The sequence below is a fragment of the Pseudonocardia kujensis genome (genome assembly GCF_021283305.1).
GTDB lineage: Bacteria > Actinomycetota > Actinomycetes > Mycobacteriales > Pseudonocardiaceae > Pseudonocardia > Pseudonocardia kujensis.
In genome coordinates this window covers 16249-36636 of sequence record NZ_JAJSOK010000008.1, presented here as the reverse complement: position 1 = coordinate 36636, position 20388 = coordinate 16249, and the positions used below count along the sequence as shown (strand labels likewise).

Genomic DNA, 20388 nt, shown 5'->3' with positions numbered 1-20388 from the left:
GGCTCAGGCTGGCATCCCGAGCAGGCGGCCCGCCAACTCGGCGTAGAGCAGGCCCAGCGCGTCGGGCGTCCACGGGCCGCCCGGGACGTACCACCGGGCGACGTCGATGCCGAGGGAGAGCACGGCCGCGCTCGCCCCGCGCACGTCGGGCACGGCGAACGCGCCCGCCCCGACCCCCCGGGTGACCAGCCCGCGCACGACGCGTTCCGTGTCCCGCCGCAGCGCGGCGATCACCTCGGCGTGCGCGGCCGTGAGCGCGCCCTGCTCGTACTGGACGACCCGCGCGGTGGTGCGCTGCTCGGCGTGCCAGCGGGTGAAGGCGTAGACCAGCACCTGCGCCGCCGTCGCCGGGTCGGGCTCCGCGGCGGCCGTACGGACGAGCTCCAGGGCGATGGCGTGACCCCGCCGGCCGAGCGCGAAGAGCAGCTCCTCCTTCGAGGCGAAGTGCACGTAGAGGGCGGCCGTGCTCAGCCCCGAGCCCTGGGCGATGTGCTTGAGCGAGGTGCCGTGGAAGCCCCGCTCGGCGAACGACTCCAACGCGGCCCCGACGATCGCCCGCTGCGTCGCCGTCGGCCACTCCGCCCACAGGTCCAGGCCGGCGAGGATCCGCTCGCCCGCCTCCGCCGTCGTCCCGCCGGTGACCCGCACCATGGCCCGCTCCCCTTGACGTCGCCGCCCGCCGCGCCCACTCTACTTACTGATCGATCAGTAATCACTCGGGAGCGACGATGCCACGAGGCGACCGCGACCTCATCCTGTCCCGCCGCGACGTGCACTTCCTGCTGCACGACTGGCTGCACGTGGAGGAGCTGACCAAGCGCGAGCGGTTCGCCGAGCACTCCCGGGAGACGGTCGACGCCGTCCTCGAGCTGGCGGCCGACCTCGCGGCGGAGAAGTTCGCCCCGCACAACAAGCGCAACGACGCCGAGGAGCCCCGGTTCGTCGACGGGCGGGTGGTCCTGCACGAGGAGGTCGCGCCCGCCCTGCGCGCCGCCGCGGACGCCGGCCTCCTGTCCGCGACGATGGACGCCGCGGTGGGCGGGCTGCAGCTGCCCCACGTCGTGGGCACCGCGGTGCAGGCCTGGCTCCACGCCGCCAACATCGGCACCTGGGCCTACGCCATGCTCACCGTGGCCAACGCCAACCTCCTGCTCGCCCACGGCACGCCCGAGCAGGTCGCGACCTGGGTCCCGCCGATGCTGGAGGGGCGCTTCCACGGGACGATGTGCCTCTCCGAGCCGCAGGCGGGGTCCTCCCTCGCGGACATCACCACGCGCGCCGAGCCGCGGCCCGACGGCTCCTACCGGCTGCGCGGCACCAAGATGTGGATCTCCGGCGGCGAACACGAGCTGGGCGAGAACATCGTCCACCTCGTCCTGGCCAAGATCCCCGGCGGTGCGGCCGGGGTGAAGGGCATCTCGCTGTTCCTGGTGCCGAAGTTCCTGGAGAACGGGGAGCGCAACGACGTCGCGCTCGTCGGACTCAACCACAAGATGGGCTACCGGGGCACCGTCAACACGCTGCTCAACCTCGGCGAGGGCGCGCACACCCCGGGCGGCGAGCCGGGGGCCGTCGGGTATCTCGTCGGCGCGGCCGGCGGCGGGCTGGCCGCGATGTTCCACATGATGAACGAGGCGCGCATCGGGGTCGGGGCGGGCGCGGCCGCGCTCGCCTACACCGGGTACCTCAAGGCCCTGGACTACGCGAGGACCCGGCCGCAGGGCCGTCCCGCCGGCGCGAAGGACCCGGCCGCTCCGATGGTCCCGATCGTCCGGCACGCCGACGTGCGCCGGATGTTGCTGGCGCAGAAGGCCTACGCCGAGGGCGCGCTCGCGCTCGTCCTCTACTGCGGCCTGCTCGTCGACGAGGAGCGCACGGCGCCGACCGAGGCGGAGCGGGTTCGGGCGCACCTGCTGCTCGAGACGCTCACCCCGATCGCCAAGAGCTGGCCCTCGCAGTGGGGCCCCGAGGCCAACTCGCTGGCCATCCAGGTGCACGGCGGCTACGGCTACACCCGCGAGTACGACGTCGAGCAGCACTACCGGGACAACCGGCTCAACCCGATCCACGAGGGCACCCACGGCATCCAGGCCGCGGACCTGCTCGGCCGCAAGGTCGTGCTGGCCGGCGGCGCCGGGTTCACCGCGCTGCAGGAGACGCTCTCCGCCACGATCGCGCGGGCCGCCGGCGCCGGCGGCGACGCCGCGGAGTACGGCGGGGCCCTGCGGGCGGCACTGGACCGGCTCGTCGAGGTCACCGCCGTCCTCCACGCCGACCCCGACGCCGAGGAGCGGCTGGCCAACGCGTCGGTCTACCTCGAGGCGGCCGGGCACGTCGTCGTCGCCTGGATCTGGCTGGAACAGCTCCTGGCCGCGGCCGGACGCGACGACGACCTCGGCCACGGCAAGCGCGCCGCCGCCCGCTACTTCTTCCGGTTCGAGCTGCCCAAGGTCGGCCCTCAGCTGGACCTTCTGGCCTCGCTCGACCGGACCTCGCTCGACACCGACCCCTCCTGGCTCTGACCGGTCCGGCGGGCGAGCACGATCCCGACGACGACCACGACCGCGGCGATCAGCGCCGTCATCGCGAGGTCGAAGCGGGACCCCGCACGGAAGGCCATGTACACCAGGATCACCGGGATCACGACGATGACCGCCCAGGTCAGCACCGGGTAGGCCCACATCCGCACGGGCAGTGCGACGCCCTCCCGGTCCAGCCGACGGCGCATCCGCAGCTGTGAGACGGCGATGACCAGGTAGACGAGCAGGGCGATCGCGCCGGACGTGGCGAGCAGCGTCGAGAAGACCTCCTCCGGGAAGATGTAGTTCGCGATCACGGTGAGGAAGCCGACGGCCGTGGAGGCGAGCACCGCGATGCGCGGGACCCCGGCCGAGGTGGTCCGCACGACCGCGCGCGGGGCCTGGCCGCGGCGGCCGAGGGAGTAGATCATGCGGGAGGCGGTGTAGAGCGCCGAGTTCAGGCAGCTCGCCACGGCGACCAGCACGACGACGTCGACGATCAGCTTGGCGGCCGGGACGCCGATGACGTCGAGCGCGGTCTGGTAGGAGCCGTTCTCCGGAAGCCCCGGATCGGTCCACGGCACGAGGGCCACGACCAGCAGGATCGAGGCCAGGTAGAACACCGAGATCCGCCAGATCACCGACCGCGTGGCCCTGCCGATCTTCTCCGCGGGGTTCTCGGACTCCGCCGCCGCGATGGTGACGATCTCGGTGCCCATGAAGCTGAACATGGTCACGAGCACGGCGGCGACGACGGCGCCGACGCCGTTGGGCAGGAAGCCACCGGTGTCCCAGAGCCGGCTGACGCCGCTGACCTGGCCGCCGGGCAGGATGCCGAGCACGGCGAGCACGCCGATCACGATGAACGCGACGATCGCCACGACCTTGAGCAGCGCGAACCAGAACTCGAACTCGCCGTAGTTGGCCACGTTGAACAGGTTCGTGACGGTCAGCAGGAGCGTGATCACCAGCGCCCACGTCCACTGCGGCACGGCCGTGATCCACGAGTTGAGGATCGTGGCGGCCGCCGTGGCCTCGACCGGGATGACCAGGACCCAGAACCACCAGTAGAGCCAGCCGACGGAGAACCCGGCCCAGCGGCCGATCGCGCGGTCGGCGTAGGTGGAGAACGAGCCCGAGTCCGGCGTCGCCGCGGCCATCTCGCCCAGCATCCGCATCACGAGGACGACCAGCAGCCCGGCGAAGGCGTAGGCCAGGAGCACGGCCGGCCCCGCCGTCGCGATCGCGGTGCCGGACCCGACGAACAGGCCGGCGCCGATGACCCCGGCGATGCTGATCATGGTGACGTGCCGGTTCTTCAGTCCCGCGCTGAGCTGCGAGTCCCCCGCCATGTCGGCTCCCTCCCGTCGCGTCGGCAAATCATCACGCCGCGAAACGACCCGCGCAGCGCGAGGAGTGTCACCTTCGTGGGGTCCGTCGAGGAGGGCCTGGACCTCGCCCCGCGCCGCGGACGAGCCCCCGCCGCGCGTGCCGCACGGCGGGGGCGCCGACCAGCCGCCCTTGTGACCGACCTCAGACCATCACGATCCCGCCGTCGATCATCACCGACTGGCCCGTCATGTAGTCCGAGTCGGGGCCGGCCAGGTACGAGACGAAGCCGGCGACGTCCTCGGGCGTCTGCACCCGCTTGAGCGCGATGAGCTCGGTGTACTGCTTGAGCGTCTCGCCGCGCTCGTTGCCGAGGTAGGGGCCCATCTTCTCGTCGATGAGGTCCCACATGTCGGTGCCGACGATGCCCGGGCAGTACGCGTTGACGGTGATCTTGAACTGGGCCAGCTCCTTCGCCGAGGCCTGGGTCAGCGCCCGGACGGCGAACTTCGTCGCCGAGTAGTGGCCGAGGAAGTCGAAGCCCGAGTGTCCGGCGATCGACGCGGCGTTGATGATCTTCCCCCCGCCGTGCTCCTTCATGTGCTCCGCCGCGGCCTGGATCCCGTAGACCACGCCGAAGACGTTGACCCCGAACATCGTCCGGAGGTCGTCGGGCGTCAGCTCGAGCAGCGTCTTGACCTGCGCGATCCCGGCGTTGTTGATCATCACGTCGAGCCCGCCCAGCTGGTCGACGGCCGCCGCGACGCCGTCGAACACGGCATCCCGGGAGGTCACGTCGAACGGCAGCGCGACCGAGGACCCACCCGCGGCGGCGATCTCCCCGGCGACGGCCTCGGCGCCGTCCTTGTTGACGTCGTTGACGGCCACGGCGTGCCCGTCCTTCGCCAACCGCAGCGCGATCGCCCGACCGATCCCCCGCCCGGCCCCGGTCACCAGTGCGACGCTCATGCCAGCAGCTCCTTCGGCGAGACGAGGATCTTCACGTTCTCCTCCTTGTTGTCGATCAGCTCCCGGAAGCCGCCGGACACGATGTCCTCCAGGCCGATCCGGCCGGTGATGAACTGGGCGGCGTCGACCTTCCCGTCGCGCAGCAGCGCGATCGTGTCCGGGTGGTCGCCGCAGTAGGCGAGCGAGCCGAGCAGGTTGACCTCGCTCATGACGAGGTCGTTCACGGCGACCGACGGGACGTGCCCCCAGATCGCCACGTTCACGACCGTGCCGCCGGGCCGCACGGACCCGATCGCCGACGCCAGCACGGCGTCGATGCCGGCGCACTCGAAGGCGACGTCCGCCCCGCCGCCGGTGAGGTCGAGGATCGCCGCCGGGGCGTCGTCGGCGATCGGGTCGATGATCACGTCGGCACCCGCGGGCCCCGCCTTGGCCTTGCGTGCCGCCGCGGGCTCCACCACCACGACCTGCGAGGCGCCTGCGGCCTTGAGCGCCGCGGTGGTGACCAGCCCGATCGGGCCGGCGCCGTAGACCACGGCCGTCCCGCCCTCGCGCAGCCCGGACAGGCGCACCGCGTGGTACCCGACGGCGAGGGGCTCGACGAGCGCGCCGAGGTCCGTCGGCAGGTCACCGAGCGGGTGCACCCACCGCTGGTCGACGACGCAGCGCTCCGCGAACCCGCCCTGGTCACCGGCCAGGCCGACGAAACCGAGGCTGCGGCAGATGTTGTAGCGGCCGGCCTTGCACGCGACGCACTCGCCGCACACCCAGTACGGCTCGACGGCGACCTTGTCGCCCTCGCGCACGCCCGTCACGCCGGAGCCGACCGCCGAGACCACGCCCGCGAACTCGTGCCCGAGCACGACGGGCATCTCCACGCCGGTGAGCGGGTGCGGCTCGCCCTTGTTCGGGATGAAGATCGGCCCCTCGAGGAACTCGTGCAGGTCGGTGCCGCAGATGCCGCACCAGTCGACCGAGACCTCGACCTGGCCCGGCCCCACCACCGGGTCGGGGACCTCGTCGATGCGGATGTCGCCGGGACCGTGGAACCGCGCTGCTCTCATGTGTCCACGGTCACGCCCGTGCCGGGCCCTGGGCAACGGTTGCAGCGAGGTTGCAGGATCACCCCATGACCACGAGCGCGGACACCGACGTCCCCGACCGCCGCGCGGTGCGCGAGTTCGCCCGCCACCTCTTCGGCGTCTACACGGCAGGCGGGCTGACCATGATGATCGACCTCGGGCACCGGACCGGGCTGTTCGAGGCCGCCGCACGCGGCCCCGCGTCGTCGGCCGAGCTGGCGGAGCGGGCCGGGTTGCAGGAGCGCTACGTGCGCGAATGGCTCGGCGCGATGGTCACCGGCGGGATCATGACGTTCGACGACGGGCGGTACGCCCTGCCCGCCGCGCACGCCGCCGCGCTCACCGGCCCCGGGTCGAAGAACATGGCGCCGATGGCCGCCATGGTGCCGCTGCTCGGCCGCAACCTCGACGGGATCGCCGAGGCCTTCCGCAGCGGCGGCGGCCTGCCCTACGCGGCGTTCGCGCCCGACTTCACCGGCGTGATGGACCAGCTCAACCGCCGCCCGCTCGACGAGCTGCTGGTCGACGCCTGGCTCCCGCTGGTGCCGGGGCTCACCGAACGCCTGACCGCCGGCGTCCGCGTGGCCGACGTCGGGTGCGGGACCGGGCACGCGATGGTGATCCTGGCGAAGGCGTTCCCGGCCTCGACGTTCATCGGCTACGACATCGCCGAGGACGCGCTGGCGCGGGCCCGCGCCGAGGCCGCCGCGGAGGGCCTCACCAACGTGCGGTTCGAGCGCGCCGACGCCGCCGCCTTCCGCCCGGCCGAGCCGGTCGACGTCGCGTTCGCCATCGACGCCGTGCACGACCAGGTCGATCCGGCCGCGGTGCTGCGCGGGATCCACGACGCGCTCGTGCCCGGCGGGACGTTCGTGATGGTGGACATGGCGGCGGCGACGGACCTCGCCGACAATGTCGGCAACCCGTTCGCCCCGTGGATCTACACGATCAGCACCCTGCACTGCATGACGGTCTCGCTGGCGGAGGGCGGCGCCGGGCTGGGCGCGGCCTGGGGCCGGGAGCTTGCGGTGCGGATGCTCGGCGAGGCCGGGTTCGGGGAGGTCACCGTGGCCCCGGCGCCCGGCCAGGCGCTCAACCTGATCTACGCGACGGAGCGGCCGGGCTGAGCCCGGCCGCTCCGTGGCCCCCCGGAGCCCCCGGGGCGGTTCTCGGCCCGTCGGGGGCGGTGTCGGGTCCGGTCAGGCCTTGGCCTGCATGCTCTTCCGGGCGGGGTTGCCCTGGTCGTCGGCCTTCGGGTCCTTCTCGGCGGCCTTCTCCCGGACGCCGCTCTCGATCCGGTCGCCGATCTCCTTGTCGATGTTGTGCCAGTACTCGAAGGCGCGCTGGAGGACCGGTTCGGACACGCCGTTGAGCAGGTGCCCGACCACGTTGTCGACCAGCCGGGCGCGGGCGTCGTCGTCCATCACCTCGCGGACGAGCGTGCCCGGCTGGCCCCAGTCGTCGTCCTCGGCGTGGTCGACGTAGGCGGTGCGCATGATGTCGCCGTCCGCCTGCCAGGTCGGGACCCGCCCGTAGCGCTCGGTGTCCGCCGCCGGGCCGCCGTAGGAGTTCGGCGCGTAGACGGGGTCGGACACCTTGTTCATGCGCATCGCCCCGTCCTTCGAGTACGAGTGCACGGGCACGACGGGGGCGTTCACCGGGATCTGCTGGTAGTTGCCGCCCAGGCGGTGGCGGTGCGCGTCCGCGTACGAGAACAGCCGCGCGAGCAGCATCCGGTCCGGCGACGGGCCGATGCCGGGCACGAGGTTGTTCGGCTGGAACGCGAGCTGCTCGATCTCGGTGTGGTTGTCCGTGGCGTTGCGGTTCAGCGTCATCCGGCCGACCTCGGTCAGCGGGTAGTCGCCGTGCGGCCAGACCTTCGTCAGGTCGAACGGGTTGAACCGGTACGTCTTGGCGTCCTCGTACGGCATGATCTGGACGTAGAGCGTCCAGGACGGGTAGTCGCCGTCGCGGATGTGCTCGAACAGGTCACGCGTGTGGTAGTCCGTGTCGGCCGCCGCCATCTGGTCGGCCTCGTGCTGGGTGAAGTTCTGGATGCCCTGGTCGGTCTTGAAGTGGTACTTGACCCAGAACTCCTCGCCGGCATCGTTGATCCACATGTACGTGTGGCTCGTGTAGCCGTTCATGTGCCGCCACGTGCGCGGGATGCCGCGGTCGCCCATCAGCCAGGTGACCTGGTGGGCCGACTCCGGCGAGAGCGTCCAGAAGTCCCACTGCATGTCGTGGTCGCGCAGGTTGTTGTCGGCGCGCCGCTTCTGCGACCGGATGAAGTGCTGGAACTTCATCGGGTCCTTGACGAAGAAGACCGGCGTGTTGTTGCCGACCATGTCGTAGTTGCCCTCGGACGTGTAGAACTTGATCGCGAAGCCGCGGGGGTCGCGCCACGTGTCGGGGCTGCCCCGCTCCCCCGCGACGGTGGAGAAGCGGATGGCGAGCTCCGTCTTCGCGCCCGGCTGGAACAGCGCCGCCTTCGTGTAGGCGCTCACGTCGTTGGTCACCTCGAAGGACCCGAAGGCCCCGCTGCCCTTCGCGTGCGGCTGGCGCTCCGGGATGCGCTCCCGGTTGAACTGCGCCATCTGCTCGATGAGGTAGCTGTCCTGCAGCAGGATCGGGCCGCCCGCGCCGACGGTCAACGAGTGCTCGTCGCTCTCGACCGGGATGCCGGCGTCGGTCGTGGTGGGGTTCGGGCGCGTGCTCGTCACGGGGTGCGCCTCCTCGTCGTCGGGTCGCTTCCGGTGTGCTCGCGTGGTGGGCGAGGGGACGGCCGCCACACGTCCGGTGGCGTACCCGGGCCTCGCGCGCGCGAACCCTCCTCCTCCGCTCGGGCGGCCCGTTCGGATTCCGGTATCGCCGGGCTGCATACCGGGTTCGTTGCGGGGGTAGGGACCGTCTTGCCCGAGCACGGAGGTACGCACGATGGTCGACGACGACCTGCTTCCCCAGAACGACGACGCGACGGTTCCCGCGGCCCCGCCGACGGTGATGTCCATGGACGAGGACCAGCTGTGGGACGTGGTGCGGGCGCTGGCCGAACCCGCCCGTGGCGAGCTGCGCGCCCTGACCTGATCCGCCCGATCCCCACCTTTCGCCCAGGTGATCGGCGCTCCGGGTGCCCTGTAGCGTCGGAGGTCCGGCGACGGCGGCGGGGCCGTCCGGCGGCTTCGCGGCGGGGCACGGGCGGTGATCGACGGGTGATCGACAGGTGATCGACAGGGACCGGGAGCGGTTGCTGGCCGGTGAGGTCGAGCGCATCGCGCGACGGCCGGAGATCGTGGCGTCCTGGCGGCGGTCGCGGCTCTCCGGGGTCGACCCCGACCAGCTCGAGCTTCCGCAGGCGCAGCCCGAGGAGAGCCGTTTCAGCCGGACCGCCACCCCGGTCCTGGAGGCGGCGGCCGACACGCTCGTCGGCGCGGACACGAGCCTCATGCTGACCGGCCCCGGCGGCACGGTCCTGTGGCGCTGGACGGACACCGACGGCCTGCGGCGCCGGCTGGACCGACGGTCGGTCGTGGTCGGCACCCAGTGGGCCGAGGAGCACGTCGGCACCAACGGGATCGGTACGGCCCTCGAGACCGCCCGTCCGGTCGTCGTGACAGGGGCCGACCACTACGCCGCGGCGCTGCACGGGTTCAGCTGCGCAGCGGCCCCGGTCCGGCACCCGATGACCCGGCGCGTGCTCGGTGCGCTCAACATGACCTGCCGCGCCGAGGACGCGAACCCACTCGTCCGGCCCACGCTGCTCAAGCTCGTCCGGGAGATCGAGGCCGAGCTCTACGGCACCAGCAGTGCCCGGGAGCGCGAGCTGTTCCGGCACTACCTCAGCGCCCGGCGGCGCAGCTCGGCCGCGGTCGTGGTGCTCGACGGCGACATCCTCATCGCCAACCGCGCCGGCGCCCGCCTCGAGCTGGACCACCGCGCCTGGTGGGCCCGCGCGCAGGACGAGCTGGCCGGCGCCACCGAGGTGACCGTCCCCGCGGGCCCCGACGGGCCGGAGGTCCGCTGCCGCACCGTGACGTCGGCCGGCCGGACGGTCGGGCTGATCGTGACCGTCCCCGACGCGACCGACGGCCCGGCCCTCCCCGCGGGCCCGGCCTCCCCTGCGTCGGGCGACGGCCTCGCCGACACCGTGCGCCGCCGGCTCGGGGTGGAACCGCTGCTCGTGCACGGGGAGCCGGGCACCGGCAAGACCACGCTGCTCACGGGCCTGGGCCTGGCGCTGCACGACGCCGCCCGGGTCCCCACCACGGGCCTCCCGGCCTGGCTCGACGGGGTGCGGAGCGGGCTCCGCGCGCGTTCCGGCGTCGCACTGACCCATCTCCAGACGCTCGACGAGGCGGCCTGCGCGGCCCTCGGCGCACTGCTCGACGACAGCCCCGCGCCCCGGGTCGCCGGCACCTGGTCCGGCGACCCCACCGCCGCCACCCCGGCCCAGCAGGCGCTGCTCGACCGGTTCGGGCTCGACGCCGTCGTCGTCCCGCCGCTGCGCAGCCGCGCGGCAGAGATCCCCGCCCTGCTCGACGGCCTGCTCGACGCACTCACGGTGGACCGCCGCGCGCCGCGGCCACGCCTCACCCCGGCCGCGACCGAGCTGCTCCGCCGGCACCCCTGGCCGGGCAACCTCCGCCAGCTCGCCGGGGTGGCGCGCTGGCTCGCCCGGCAGGACCGGGCCGTGGTCGACGCCGACGACCTGCCCACCCGGCTGCGCGCCGAGACGCCACGGACGCGGCTCACCCCGATGGAGGCCGCAGAGGCCGACGCCATCCGGGACGCCCTGCGGGACTGCGGCGGCAACAAGGTCGCGGCCGCCGCCCGGCTGCAGATCGCCCGCTCCTCCCTCTACCGCAAGCTGCGGGAGTACGGGATCTAGCCGACCTCCCGCACGAGGTCGAGGGCGCGGCCCAGCGTCGTGAGCCGCTCGTCGAGCGTCTCCCCGGCGGGGTAGAGCCGCACCGTGTCGACGCCCGCGTCGCGCCACACCCGGAGACGGGCGCGGACCCTCTCCTCGGTGCCGATGAGCGTGGTACCCAGGACCATCTCGTCCGTGACGAGATCGGCGGCCCCCGCGCGGTCCCCGGCCTGCCAGCGCTCCCGGACCTCGGCGGCGACGTCGGCCCAGCCCTGCCGGCCGTAGGCCGCGTTGTAGAAGTTGGTGGCGGCGGAGCCCATCCCGCCCAGGCTGAACGCCAGCCCCTGCCGCCGCTCGGCGACCATGCCGTGCAGCTCGTCCTCGTCGGCGGCGAAGGCCACCTCGGCGCCCTGGCAGACGTCGAGGTCGGCGCGGGTGCGGCCGGCCGCGGCCAGCCCCTCGTCGAGCGGGCCGAAGTAGGCCGCGGAGCCTTCGGGGACGAAGCTCGTGCCCAGCCAGCCGTCGGCCGTCTCGCCGGTGAGCCGCAGCATCCGTGGGGACAGGGTGGCGAGGTAGATCGGGATGTCCGGGTTCGGCGCGGTGGACAGCCGCATCGGCCGCCCCTCCCCGCCGGGCAGCGGGATGTGCACCGTCTCGCCGTCGAAGGCGATCTTCTCCCCCGCGAACGCCTGCCGGATCACCGCGATCGCCTCCCGGGTGCGGGTGAGGGGGCGGGCGAACGGGACGCCGTGCAGACCCTCCACGACCTGCGGGCCCGAGGGGCCGAGGCCCAGGACGAACCGGCCCTCGGATATGTCGGCCAAGGTGAGCGCGGCCTGCGCGATCGCGACCGGGGTCCGCGTGCCGACCTGCACGATCCCGGAGCCGAGCGTGACGCGCTCCGTGCGCGCCGCGAGGTAGCCGAGCACCGACGGGGCGTCGGAGCCCCAGGCCTCGGCGACGAACACGGCGTCCATGCCGAGCTTCTCCGCCTCGACGACGAACGCGACGGTCTCGCGGAAGTCGCCGCCCGATCCCTCGACCGTGGTGGCGGTGCGCATCAGGCCTCCTCGACGCGCTTCTTGATCGCCTCGACGGTGCCGGACATGTTCGCCTCGAACTCGCGCATCCGGACGAAGACGATCTTCTGCTCCTTGTCGGGCATGCGCTCGATGGCCAGGCTCAGCCCCGACGGCGCCGGGCCCATCCGCACCCACTGCCGCAGCCGGGTGCCGCCGTCGGCGGGCTCGAGGGTGAAGCGCCAGGTCGCGGTCGGGTGGTCGGGGTCCTCGACGGCCCACGCGAACACCCGCGGCTCCTCGCACTCCACGACGTGCGAGACCGTGGACCACTCCCCCAGCGCGTCGTGCGCGTTGTGGCCCCGGAAGCGCGACCCGACCGCCGGGCCGGCGCCCTCCAGCCACTCCACCCGCTGCACCTCGGGGCTCTGCCCGGGCATCGCCTCGACGTCGACCACCGCCGGCCACACCCGCTCCGGCGGCGCGTCCACCCAGGTCTCGACCTCGACGGTCGGCTGGTCGGTGTAGCGGGCTCCGGTCCACTCCATCGGGGGTCTTCCTCGTCTCGTTCTCGGGGACGTCGGCGGGGCCAGTCTCGCACGTAGGGTTTCGCAGGAAAACCCACGTGCCCGTCCGGCCGCCACCGCCGCTCGGTCCAACGTCCGATCGCCCTACCGACCAGTAGAGCGCTGCTTCGAAGATCCGCAGGTCACAGCCCGGTTGTGGGCACGCCGGGGAAGGCACGACACTCGGACCGGACCGCCGCCGCCGACTCGGAACCGGGTGCCCCGTAATGCACGACCGCGCTCTGCGCCTCACCGGACTCGGGCACGCGTTGCCCGCCCGGGTCGTCGCCAACGACGACCTCGCCGCGACGCTGGACACGTCCGACGAGTGGATCCGGACCCGCAGCGGCATCGCCACCCGGCACCACGTCGACCCCGGCACCGCGACCTCCGACCTGGCCGCCGAGGCCGGGGCCCGCGCGCTCAAGGCCGACCTGCGCTCGGGCGGCAGCGGCGAGGTCGACCTGGTCGTGCTCGCCACCACCACTCCGGACCGGACCTGCCCGGCCACCGCCCCGCTCGTCGCGCACCGCCTCGGCCTGGGCACGGTGCCGGCGTTCGACGTCAACGCCGTGTGCTCGGGGTTCCTCTACGGCCTGTCCACCGCGTCGGCGATGCTCACCGCCGGCGCGGCGGACTCGGTGCTGCTGGTCGCCGCCGACACGTTCTCGACCATCGTCGACCCCACGGACCGCCGGACCGCCTTCCTGTTCGGCGACGGCGCCGGGGCCGTGGTGCTGCGGGCCGGCGGGGGGCCGACGGTCCACGACATCGTCCTCGGCAGCGACGGCGGCCAGGAGGACCTGATCATCACGCCGGGCGGCGGCTCCCGCGAGCCCCGCTCCGACGACCGCTGGTTCACCATGCAGGGCCAGGCCGTGTACCGGCAGGCCGTCGACCGGATGACGGTGTCCACCCGGGAGATCCTCGACCGCACCGGCTGGGTCGTCGACGAGGTCGACCGGTTCGTCGGGCACCAGGCCAACCGCCGCATCCTCGACGCCGTGGCGAACCGGCTCGGCGTGGCCGCCGACCGCGTGGTGGCCAACCTGGACCGCGTCGGCAACACCGCCGCCGCCTCCATCCCCGTCGCCCTGTCCGACGCCCACGAACAGGGGGTCCTGCGCGCCGGCGACAAGGTCGTGCTCACCGCGTTCGGCGGCGGGGCCACCTGGGGCGCCGCCACCCTCACCTGGCCCGAGCTGGCCTGACCCCCGGCGGATCCGGGGGCGTCGCCTGCCACCATGACGCCCGTGCAGGATCTCGCGGGCTTCCTGGGACGGACCGCCCCGTTCAGCTCGCTCCCGGAGCGCGAGCTGCGCCGGGTCGCCGAGGCCGCCGAGATCGTCGACCATCCGGCGGGCGCGCTGATCCTCGACGCCTTCGCGCACGCCGCCGAGGCGGTCCACGTCGTCCTGTCCGGGCAGGTCGAGATGTGGACCGTCGACGACGCCTGCGACCGGCCCGCCGACGAGACCGCCGACCGGGGCGGGGTCTTCGGGCAGACCTCGGTGCTCACCGGCGCCGCCGTCGGGCCGCGGGCGGTGGCGCTCGGGCCGGTCCGGCTGGTGCGGATCCCGCGCAAGGCCGTGGCCTCGGCGTTCTCCTCGCCCGCCGGCGTCCGGCTGCTGGCCCACGACCTGTTCGCCGCCCGCAGCGCCACCGGGCCGGTGCCCCGGTTCCGGACCGTCGACGAGCTGGTCGTGTCCGAGCCGGTGCTGGGCACGCCGGCGACCACGGTGGCCGAGGCGGCGCGGCAGATGACCGAGCGACGCGCGGCCTACCTCGCCGTCCCGCTCGGCGACGGCCGGTTCGGGCTGGTCACGGACGCCCTCCTGCGGGCTCGGGTCGTGGCGGAGGGGCGGCCCGGCGACACCCCCGTCACCGCGGTGATGCAGCCGGCGGCCCGGACCGTGCGGACCGGTACACCGACCGCCGACGTGCTGCAGGAGCTCACCGAGCACCGGCTCGACCTGCTGCTGGTCGTCGACGCCGACGGCAGGCTGTGTGGAGCGGTCGACCCGCAGGACTTCCTCGCCTCGCCGTCGGCCGCCGGGATGGTGCTGCGCGAGCAGGTGGTGCGCGCGGACCGGCTCGACGACGTCGTGGCCCTCGCCCGCCGGCTGCCCCTGCTGCTGGGGGACCTCGTCCGGCAGCGCCGGGAGGCCACGGACACGACCGCGGTCTACTCCACGGTGGTCGACGCCGTGCTGCGGCGGGTCCTGACCCTGGTCCTCGCCGGGCGCCCGGACCTCGACGAGGCCGAGGTCACCTGGATGCTGCTGGGCAGCAACGCCCGACGCGAGCCCACCCTCGGCTCGGACATCGACTCGGCCGTGGTGTTCGCCGAGTCCGTCGACGCCCCGCGGGCGGCCGCCTACCGGGCGGCGTTCGCCGAGGTCGCCGACGTCCTGCGGCGGGCGGGGCTCCGGGTCGACGGCCACGGCGCGAGCCCGGCGTCGCCCGCCTTCGCGCGTACCCGGACCCAGTGGCGTGCCGCCGCGGAGCAGTGGCTGGTCTCGCCGCTCGACGACCAGGGCATGCTCATGGCCTCGCTGCTGCTCGACGGGCGCCCGATCCAGGGCGACCCGGCCCGCCCCGTGGTCACCGAGGTGTTCGCCGGCGTGCGCGACCACCCGGCCACGATGAAGCTGCTGGTGCGCGAGTCGCTCGCACACCGGGCGCACCTGCGGTCGGTGCGCGACGTGCTCGCGGGGCGCGGCGGCACGTTCGACCTCAAGGCCCACGCGCTGCGCCCGGTCGTCGAGATCGCCCGGTGGGCGGCGCTCAGCGTGCGCTCCCCCGAACTCTCGACGCGGGCCCGGCTGGCGGCGGCCGCCGGGTCGATGCTGCTGTCCCGCGACCAGGGCGCCACGCTGAGCGAGGTGTTCGAGGTGCTCCAGCGGGTGCGGCTGCACCAGCAGCTCGCGCAGTATGACCGGGGGGAGCCGGTGTCCGACGTCGTGTGGATGCGTCGCCTCGCCCCGCTCGACCGCAGTCTGGTCGCGCAGTCGGTCCGCGAGATCGCCACCGTGCAGAAGCGGCTCTACAACCTGCTGCAGTACACCTCGCCGCAGGAGTGGGGCCGCCCGGACCACGCCTGAGAACGCGAACGGCGCTCCCCCACGGACAGTGGCGGGAGCGCCGCGCGACGCGGATCAGGCCTTCGACTCGGCCCGCTTCGGCAGCACCCAGTCGGGGCGCGGGAAGTGGCAGGTGTAGCCCCACGGGATGCGCTCCAGGTAGTCCTGGTGCTCGGGCTCGGCCTCCCAGAAGTCCCCGGCCGGCTCGACCTCGGTCACGACCTTGCCCGGCCAGAGCCCGGAGGCGTCGACGTCGGCGATCGTGTCCTCGGCGACGCGCTTCTGCTCGTCGTCGGTGTAGTAGATTGCGGAGCGGTACGACATGCCGATGTCGTTGCCCTGCCGGTTCTTCGTGGTCGGGTCGTGGATCTGGAAGAAGAACTCCAGCAGCTCGCGGTAGCTCGTCTTCTCCGGGTCGAACACGATCTCTATGCCCTCGGCGTGTGTGCCGTGGTTGCGGTAGGTGGCGTTCGGGACGTCCCCACCCGTGTAGCCGACGCGGGTGGACACCACGCCCGGCCGCTTGCGGATGAGGTCCTGCATGCCCCAGAAGCAGCCCCCTGCCAGGATCGCCTTCTCGTAGCGGCTCATCACTGCTCCCTTCTCGTCGCGCAGTCCCACGCTCGTCAACGGTTCGGTCTCGCCCGATAGTCCCGCACCCGGGCGGCCCCGGCGATGGCGCCGGCTCAGCTCAGGCGCTCGGCGCCGTCACCAGCACGACCTTGCCCTGCGCGTGCCCGGCCTCCACCTCCGCGAGCGCGGCCCCCGCCTCGTCGAGCGGCAGCACGCGCGTGACGTGCGGGTCGAGCGCGCCCTCCGCGACCAGCTGCACGAGTGCGTTGAGCACCGCCGTGCTGCGGTCGCGCTCCACGTCGCGCCCGCCGAGCTCCTTGACCAGCGGCTTGTCCGCGACCGACAACAGGTTGCGACGGTCGGTCAGCAACGTGGCGACGGTGCGCAGGGCCTCGCCGCCGACCAGGTCGAACACCGCGTCGACGCCCTGCGGCGCCGCCTCGCGGATCCGGTCGAGCACGCCGTCGCCGTAGGCCACGGGCGTGGCACCGAGCCCCGCGACGAGGTCCCGCTTGGCCGGGCTCGCGGTCCCGACCACGCGCAGCCCGCGGGCCCGGGCCAGCTGCACGACGGGTACGCCCACACCACCGCCCGCGCCGTTCACCAGCAGCGTGGAACCCGGGGTGAGCCCGAGGTTCTCCAGCGCGTCGTAGGCCGTCCCCGCCGCGACCGGCAGCGCCGCCGCGACCTCCGGCGGGACGGCCTCCGGCCGGAGTGCCGCGAACGAGGCCGTGACCAGGGCCTCCTCGGCCCAGCCCCCGACCATCCCGGGGCATCCGCCGAAGACCTCGTCGCCCTCGGCGAACGCGTCGACCCCGGGGCCCACCGCGGTGACGGTGCCGGCGACCTCCCGGCCGAGCACCGCCGGTCCGGCCGTGCCGTAGGAACCCTCGCGCAGCCGCCAGTCGCCCGGGTTCACCCCGGCCGCACGCACCCGCACGCGCAGCTCACCGGGACCGGGCTCCGGGACCGGCACCTCGAGGAACGCCTCGTTCTCCGGTCCGCCCACCGCCGTGAAGCCGTACGCCCGCATCGGTTCTCCTTCCGCCGCGCCCCGATGATCGCACCCCGCCGGAGAGTGACCCAGACCTCGCCGACGACCGGGTGTCGGGTCCCGGCCCGCGGGCGGCTAGGCCGGCGAGGAGGTCCGCACGCGGCGACGCCACCGCCCGGATCGGCCGGGTGCGGCGCGTCCAGCGCGGCGATCTCGCCCGCGTGCGGCTCGAGCACCCCCCGGTCAGGGAGTACGGCGGCAGCTCGGCGATCGCCTCGAACGGCTGTGATCCGCGCGCGCCGTACCCGAAGAGCGGAGGGATCGCGGCACCGGTTCGCGCAGGCATTCCGCCGGCCGAGCGCCGTCGTCCCGGAACGCGTCGTCGACGGCCAGGACGGCGGGATCGGGTGCGGCCACGCGTCGGAGGCTAGGGGTGATCTACCGCCAGCGGCATCCGCAGGCTCGTCTCCCCCCGGTCCCAGCAGCCGAGCAGCCGCTCCCCCAACCGCTCGCCCAGGAACAGGCTCGCCCGGATCCCGAACACGACGTCGGCCGCCAGCTCCGGCTCCGCCTCCAGCAGCGGGGCGAGCACCCCGCGCCGCACGACCTGCTCGTGCACCGCGTCGGCCTCGACGTGCTCGTCGTAGAACCGGATCGCGGCAGGACCGCATCCCAGCCGACGCATGCCGCGGACCAGGCGCTCCGACCCCGGCGACGACGTCAGCTCCACCATCGCGAACTGCCCGACGGACGCCCCGCGCAGGCTGCGGTGCAGCCCGCACAGCGACATCAGGTTGACCTCGGCCAGGGTCTCGCCGGGCACGTGCTCGACGTAGGCGCCGTACGCGTCGGACAGGCCCAGCTCGGTCATCATCTCGGCGAACAGCAGCGCATGCATGCGTTCCGGCCGCCCGGAGCCGTACTCGTCGTGCTCCACGGTGACCAGCCCGGCCTTGGCCGCCCCGCTCAGCCGCGGGATCGCCCAGGCCTGCGGGTCGGCCTCCTTGAGGTGGTAGATCGAGCGGTGCGCCACGTACTCGCGCAGCTGCGCGAGCGTGCCCTCGCGCTGCAGGTGGTGCGACACCCCGCGCACGCCCGGCCCGACCGGCTCGACGAGCAGCGCGTCGACCTCGGCCGGCACGTCGTCACCCGGCTCGACGTCGGCCCGCAACGCGGCGAGGAACACCCGTTCCAGGTCGCGGCGCAGGCCCAGCAGCTCCGGGTCCCACTCGCGCTCGGCGTCGACGCCGGCGAAGCCCCTGTAGTGCAGCTCGTAGCAGCAGTGCAGGGCGAGCTGCAGGTCGTCGCCGTACGGCGCGGCACCCGCCACGTCCACGGCACGGAGCGGGCCGCCGCGCAGCGCGTCCACCACCGCCCCGGACAGCGGTCCGCGGGGCGTGGGCAGCTGCGGCGCCGCCACCTGCCGCAGGAAGCTCGGTTCGAGGGTCGCCGTCACGCGTCGGGTCCTTCCTGGCGCACCTTGCGGCGGTGGCTGGCGTCGCAGATCGGGTAGCGCCTGCTGCGCCGGCAGTGGCAGACGGCCGTGACGGCCCGGTCGGAGCGGACGCGGGTGCCGTCGGGCAGCTCCAGCTCGACGGGGCCGGCGATGAGCGCGGGGCCCTCCTCGGTGAGCAGGACCCGGGTGGGTCCGGGCTCAGGCACGACGCGCCTCCACGACCACCAGCTCCTCCAGCCGGTCGCCCGGCTCGATCAGCCCCTGCTTCTCCAACATCGCCGCGCGGGAGCGCATCACCGGGCCGAACGGGATCCGCGCACGCTCGACGACGGCGGCCTCCAGGCCCGTGCGCTCCAGCCGCTCGACCGTGGCCTCGGGGCCGCAGACCTGCGAGTGCACGATCAGCACCACGCCGTCGGGCTCGAGGTGGTCGGCGGCACCGTCGCAGATCCGGTCCAGGATCGCGCGGCCGTCGGGTCCGGCGTCCCAGCTGCGGCCCGGTGTGTGCCGGGGCAGCACGGTGCTCTCCGACGGCACGTAGGGCGGGTTGGCCACGATCATCCCGAACCGGCGGTCGCCGACCGGCCCGAAGAGGTCGCCGCGGTGCACGCGCACGGAGGCCCCGTGCAGAAGGCAGTTCACCCGGGTCGCCGCGACGCAGCGCCGGGAGAGGTCGACGGCGGTCACGGACGCCGCGCCCTCGCGCCAGGCGGCCAGGGCCAGCGCGCCGGTGCCGGTGCCGAGGTCCAGGACGTCACGACCGGCGGCGTGCCGGGAGAGCCGGCCGGAGAGCAGTTCGGTGTCGGACTGGGCCCGGTAGACGCCGGGCGGGCAGAAGAGGATCACGTCGGGGGTCCTGCCTGTCGTCGGCCCCGTCGCCGGGGGCGGGGGGCGGGTGGTGGGCGACAAAAGGGAGCTACCCGTCCGTCCGGCGAGTATGCGCGGCACGATCGGCAACGAAACGGAGGATGCTCCAGTTGTGCTACGGTGCCCTTACCGGAGGAACCTCCGGATCGAGGAGGAACGATGACACGCACCGAGACGCGCCCCTCTCCCGGCGGCCGCGCCCTGCTCGGCGACCGGTCCGTCGCCCGGATCGGGTTCGGGATCATGCAGCTCGCGGAGAACCGGTCCGGCCGGCCCGCACCGGGTCCGGCCGAGGCGGTGGCCCTGCTGCGACACGCGGTCGCGGCCGGTGTGGACCACGTCGACACGGCGCAGTTCTACGGCGACGGGGCGGCCAACGCGCTGCTCCGCCGGGCGTTGCACCCCTACCCGGAAGAGCTGGTGCTGGCCACGAAGGTCGGCGCCGTGCACACGCCCGCCGGCCTGGTGCTCGCGCAGCGGCCCGAGCAGCTGCGCGCCGCGGTCGAGGAGAACCTGCGGGCGCTCGGCGTGGAGCGGCTGGGGATCGTGAACCTCCGTCGGGCCGACGCACCGCCCGGCCTCGTCGCCGAGGGCGACCAGCGCGTCCCGCCGGCGGACCAGCTGGCCGAGCTCGTGGCGCTGCGCGACGCCGGCGCGATCGGCGGGATCGGGCTGAGCAACGTCGACGCGGAGCAGCTCGCCGCCGCCCTGCCCGCCGGGATCGCCTGCGTGCAGAACGCCTACAACGTCCTCGACCGCACGAGCGAGCCCGTGCGGGAGCTCTGCCGCCGGCACGGCGTGGCATGGGTGCCGTTCTTCCCGCTCGGGTCTGCCTTCCCGGGCGTGCCGAAGGTGACCGACCACCCGGCGGTGCGCGCGGCCGCCGACGCGCTGGGGGCCACCCCCGCACAGGTCGGGCTTGCCTGGTTGCTCGCGCACGACCCCCACACGCTGCTCATCCCGGGCACCACAAGCCTCGCCCACCTCGAGGCCAACCTCGCGGCGGGCGACCTCACCCTCGACGCGGAGATCCTCGCGACCCTCGACGCCCTGACCTGATCCGC

At 73.9% G+C, this 20388-nt stretch carries 19 protein-coding genes; 7 read left to right on the top strand and 12 right to left on the bottom strand.

Going from position 1 to position 20388, the window contains the following annotated elements; all coding sequences use genetic code 11:
- Window positions 1-3: 3 nt before the first annotated feature.
- Window positions 4-651: a TetR/AcrR family transcriptional regulator gene (locus tag LWC35_RS08285; protein ID WP_232869451.1), complete on the bottom strand. Its 648-nt coding sequence runs from the start codon at window positions 649-651 to the stop codon at window positions 4-6.
- Window positions 652-728: 77 nt separating this feature from the next.
- Here LWC35_RS08285 and LWC35_RS08280 point away from each other — a divergent pair, with 77 nt between their 5' ends.
- Complete coding sequence (locus LWC35_RS08280) at window positions 729-2522, top strand: acyl-CoA dehydrogenase (RefSeq protein ID WP_232869450.1); 1794 nt, start codon at window positions 729-731, stop codon at window positions 2520-2522.
- Here LWC35_RS08280 and gabP read toward each other — a convergent pair.
- The 3 genes from gabP to LWC35_RS08265 all read right to left on the bottom strand — a co-directional run bounded on the left by gabP (window position 2459) and on the right by LWC35_RS08265 (window position 5881).
- Window positions 2459-3871 carry a GABA permease gene (gene gabP / locus LWC35_RS08275; RefSeq protein WP_232869449.1) on the bottom strand — a complete coding sequence of 471 codons (1413 nt, stop codon included), beginning with the start codon at window positions 3869-3871 and terminating at the stop codon, window positions 2459-2461. The genes LWC35_RS08280 and gabP overlap by 64 nt on opposite strands.
- A gap of 181 nt (window positions 3872-4052) precedes the next feature.
- Entirely contained in the window at window positions 4053-4817 is a 765-nt protein-coding gene (locus tag LWC35_RS08270; protein WP_232869448.1) for an acetoin reductase, read from the bottom strand.
- On the bottom strand, window positions 4814-5881 hold the full coding sequence (locus LWC35_RS08265; RefSeq protein WP_232869444.1) for a 2,3-butanediol dehydrogenase: 1068 nt from the start codon (window positions 5879-5881) through the stop codon (window positions 4814-4816). Before LWC35_RS08265 ends, LWC35_RS08270 begins: the two co-directional genes overlap by 4 nt.
- 65 nt (window positions 5882-5946) lie before the next feature.
- Between LWC35_RS08265 and LWC35_RS08260 the strand changes: the two genes are divergently transcribed.
- A complete protein-coding gene (locus tag LWC35_RS08260) occupies window positions 5947-7026 on the top strand; it encodes a class I SAM-dependent methyltransferase (protein WP_232869443.1) in 1080 nt (359 codons plus the stop codon).
- 72 nt (window positions 7027-7098) lie between these two features.
- Here the strand turns inward: LWC35_RS08260 and LWC35_RS08255 are convergent, their stop codons facing one another.
- The gene (locus LWC35_RS08255; protein WP_232869442.1) at window positions 7099-8622 is read right to left on the bottom strand and encodes a catalase; all 1524 of its coding nucleotides are present in this window, start codon (window positions 8620-8622) and stop codon (window positions 7099-7101) included.
- 214 nt (window positions 8623-8836) lie between these two features.
- Between LWC35_RS08255 and LWC35_RS08250 the strand changes: the two genes are divergently transcribed.
- On the top strand, window positions 8837-8986 hold the full coding sequence (locus LWC35_RS08250; RefSeq protein WP_232869441.1) for a hypothetical protein: 150 nt from the start codon (window positions 8837-8839) through the stop codon (window positions 8984-8986).
- Between the two features lie 136 nt (window positions 8987-9122).
- Window positions 9123-10787: a sigma-54-dependent Fis family transcriptional regulator gene (locus tag LWC35_RS08245; protein ID WP_232869440.1), complete on the top strand. Its 1665-nt coding sequence runs from the start codon at window positions 9123-9125 to the stop codon at window positions 10785-10787.
- On the opposite strand, the gene LWC35_RS08240 is transcribed toward LWC35_RS08245, so the two are convergent.
- Together LWC35_RS08240 and LWC35_RS08235 are read right to left on the bottom strand one after the other, a co-directional pair.
- Window positions 10784-11827 carry an LLM class flavin-dependent oxidoreductase gene (locus LWC35_RS08240; protein ID WP_232869433.1) on the bottom strand — a complete coding sequence of 348 codons (1044 nt, stop codon included), beginning with the start codon at window positions 11825-11827 and terminating at the stop codon, window positions 10784-10786. The two genes, LWC35_RS08245 and LWC35_RS08240, sit on opposite strands and share 4 nt — an antisense overlap.
- Window positions 11827-12333, bottom strand: coding sequence for an SRPBCC family protein (locus LWC35_RS08235; protein ID WP_232869431.1), 507 nt, complete (start codon window positions 12331-12333; stop codon window positions 11827-11829). The genes LWC35_RS08240 and LWC35_RS08235 overlap by 1 nt, the downstream gene beginning before the upstream one ends.
- A 245-nt stretch (window positions 12334-12578) precedes the next feature.
- Here LWC35_RS08235 and LWC35_RS08230 point away from each other — a divergent pair, with 245 nt between their 5' ends.
- Both LWC35_RS08230 and LWC35_RS08225 read left to right on the top strand, forming a co-directional pair.
- Complete coding sequence (locus tag LWC35_RS08230) at window positions 12579-13562, top strand: beta-ketoacyl-ACP synthase III (RefSeq protein ID WP_232869429.1); 984 nt, start codon at window positions 12579-12581, stop codon at window positions 13560-13562.
- Between the two features lie 33 nt (window positions 13563-13595).
- Window positions 13596-15455 carry a putative nucleotidyltransferase substrate binding domain-containing protein gene (locus tag LWC35_RS08225; protein ID WP_232869427.1) on the top strand — a complete coding sequence of 620 codons (1860 nt, stop codon included), beginning with the start codon at window positions 13596-13598 and terminating at the stop codon, window positions 15453-15455.
- Window positions 15456-15509: 54 nt separating this feature from the next.
- Here the strand turns inward: LWC35_RS08225 and msrA are convergent, their stop codons facing one another.
- The 5 genes from msrA to LWC35_RS08200 form a co-directional block, all read right to left on the bottom strand.
- Window positions 15510-16025, bottom strand: a complete 516-nt coding sequence (gene msrA, locus LWC35_RS08220; RefSeq protein ID WP_232869425.1) for a peptide-methionine (S)-S-oxide reductase MsrA — start codon at window positions 16023-16025, stop codon at window positions 15510-15512.
- A gap of 100 nt (window positions 16026-16125) precedes the next feature.
- On the bottom strand, window positions 16126-17040 hold the full coding sequence (locus LWC35_RS08215; protein WP_232869423.1) for an NADP-dependent oxidoreductase: 915 nt from the start codon (window positions 17038-17040) through the stop codon (window positions 16126-16128).
- A 388-nt stretch (window positions 17041-17428) separates the two neighbouring features.
- Window positions 17429-18457: an iron-containing redox enzyme family protein gene (locus LWC35_RS08210; RefSeq protein ID WP_232869421.1), complete on the bottom strand. Its 1029-nt coding sequence runs from the start codon at window positions 18455-18457 to the stop codon at window positions 17429-17431.
- The gene (locus LWC35_RS08205) at window positions 18454-18663 is read right to left on the bottom strand and encodes a CDGSH iron-sulfur domain-containing protein (RefSeq protein WP_232869419.1); all 210 of its coding nucleotides are present in this window, start codon (window positions 18661-18663) and stop codon (window positions 18454-18456) included. Before LWC35_RS08205 ends, LWC35_RS08210 begins: the two co-directional genes overlap by 4 nt.
- The gene (locus tag LWC35_RS08200; RefSeq protein ID WP_232869410.1) at window positions 18656-19303 is read right to left on the bottom strand and encodes a HemK2/MTQ2 family protein methyltransferase; all 648 of its coding nucleotides are present in this window, start codon (window positions 19301-19303) and stop codon (window positions 18656-18658) included. The genes LWC35_RS08205 and LWC35_RS08200 overlap by 8 nt, the downstream gene beginning before the upstream one ends.
- Window positions 19304-19483: 180 nt before the next feature.
- On the opposite strand from LWC35_RS08200, the gene LWC35_RS08195 reads away from it, so the two are divergent.
- Window positions 19484-20383 (top strand): aldo/keto reductase, encoded by a 900-nt coding sequence (locus LWC35_RS08195; RefSeq protein WP_232869408.1) that lies wholly within the window; start codon window positions 19484-19486, stop codon window positions 20381-20383.
- Window positions 20384-20388 lie beyond the last annotated feature (5 nt).

Bases quoted from the DNA above. Each gene is read 5' to 3' on its own strand.
- LWC35_RS08225 (WP_232869427.1), top strand. From the start codon at position 13,596: ATGACGCCCGTGCAGGATCTCGCGGGCTTCCTGGGACGGACCGCCCCG.
- LWC35_RS08270 (WP_232869448.1), bottom strand. From the start codon at position 4,817: ATGAGCGTCGCACTGGTGACCGGGGCCGGGCGGGGGATCGGTCGGGCG.
- msrA (WP_232869425.1), bottom strand. From the start codon at position 16,025: ATGAGCCGCTACGAGAAGGCGATCCTGGCAGGGGGCTGCTTCTGGGGC.
- gabP (WP_232869449.1), bottom strand. From the start codon at position 3,871: ATGGCGGGGGACTCGCAGCTCAGCGCGGGACTGAAGAACCGGCACGTC.
- LWC35_RS08215 (WP_232869423.1), bottom strand. From the start codon at position 17,040: ATGCGGGCGTACGGCTTCACGGCGGTGGGCGGACCGGAGAACGAGGCG.
- LWC35_RS08240 (WP_232869433.1), bottom strand. From the start codon at position 11,827: ATGCGCACCGCCACCACGGTCGAGGGATCGGGCGGCGACTTCCGCGAG.
- LWC35_RS08250 (WP_232869441.1), top strand. From the start codon at position 8,837: ATGGTCGACGACGACCTGCTTCCCCAGAACGACGACGCGACGGTTCCC.
- LWC35_RS08235 (WP_232869431.1), bottom strand. From the start codon at position 12,333: ATGGAGTGGACCGGAGCCCGCTACACCGACCAGCCGACCGTCGAGGTC.
- LWC35_RS08280 (WP_232869450.1), top strand. From the start codon at position 729: ATGCCACGAGGCGACCGCGACCTCATCCTGTCCCGCCGCGACGTGCAC.
- LWC35_RS08260 (WP_232869443.1), top strand. From the start codon at position 5,947: ATGACCACGAGCGCGGACACCGACGTCCCCGACCGCCGCGCGGTGCGC.
- LWC35_RS08285 (WP_232869451.1), bottom strand. From the start codon at position 651: ATGGTGCGGGTCACCGGCGGGACGACGGCGGAGGCGGGCGAGCGGATC.
- LWC35_RS08195 (WP_232869408.1), top strand. From the start codon at position 19,484: ATGACACGCACCGAGACGCGCCCCTCTCCCGGCGGCCGCGCCCTGCTC.
- LWC35_RS08265 (WP_232869444.1), bottom strand. From the start codon at position 5,881: ATGAGAGCAGCGCGGTTCCACGGTCCCGGCGACATCCGCATCGACGAG.
- LWC35_RS08230 (WP_232869429.1), top strand. From the start codon at position 12,579: ATGCACGACCGCGCTCTGCGCCTCACCGGACTCGGGCACGCGTTGCCC.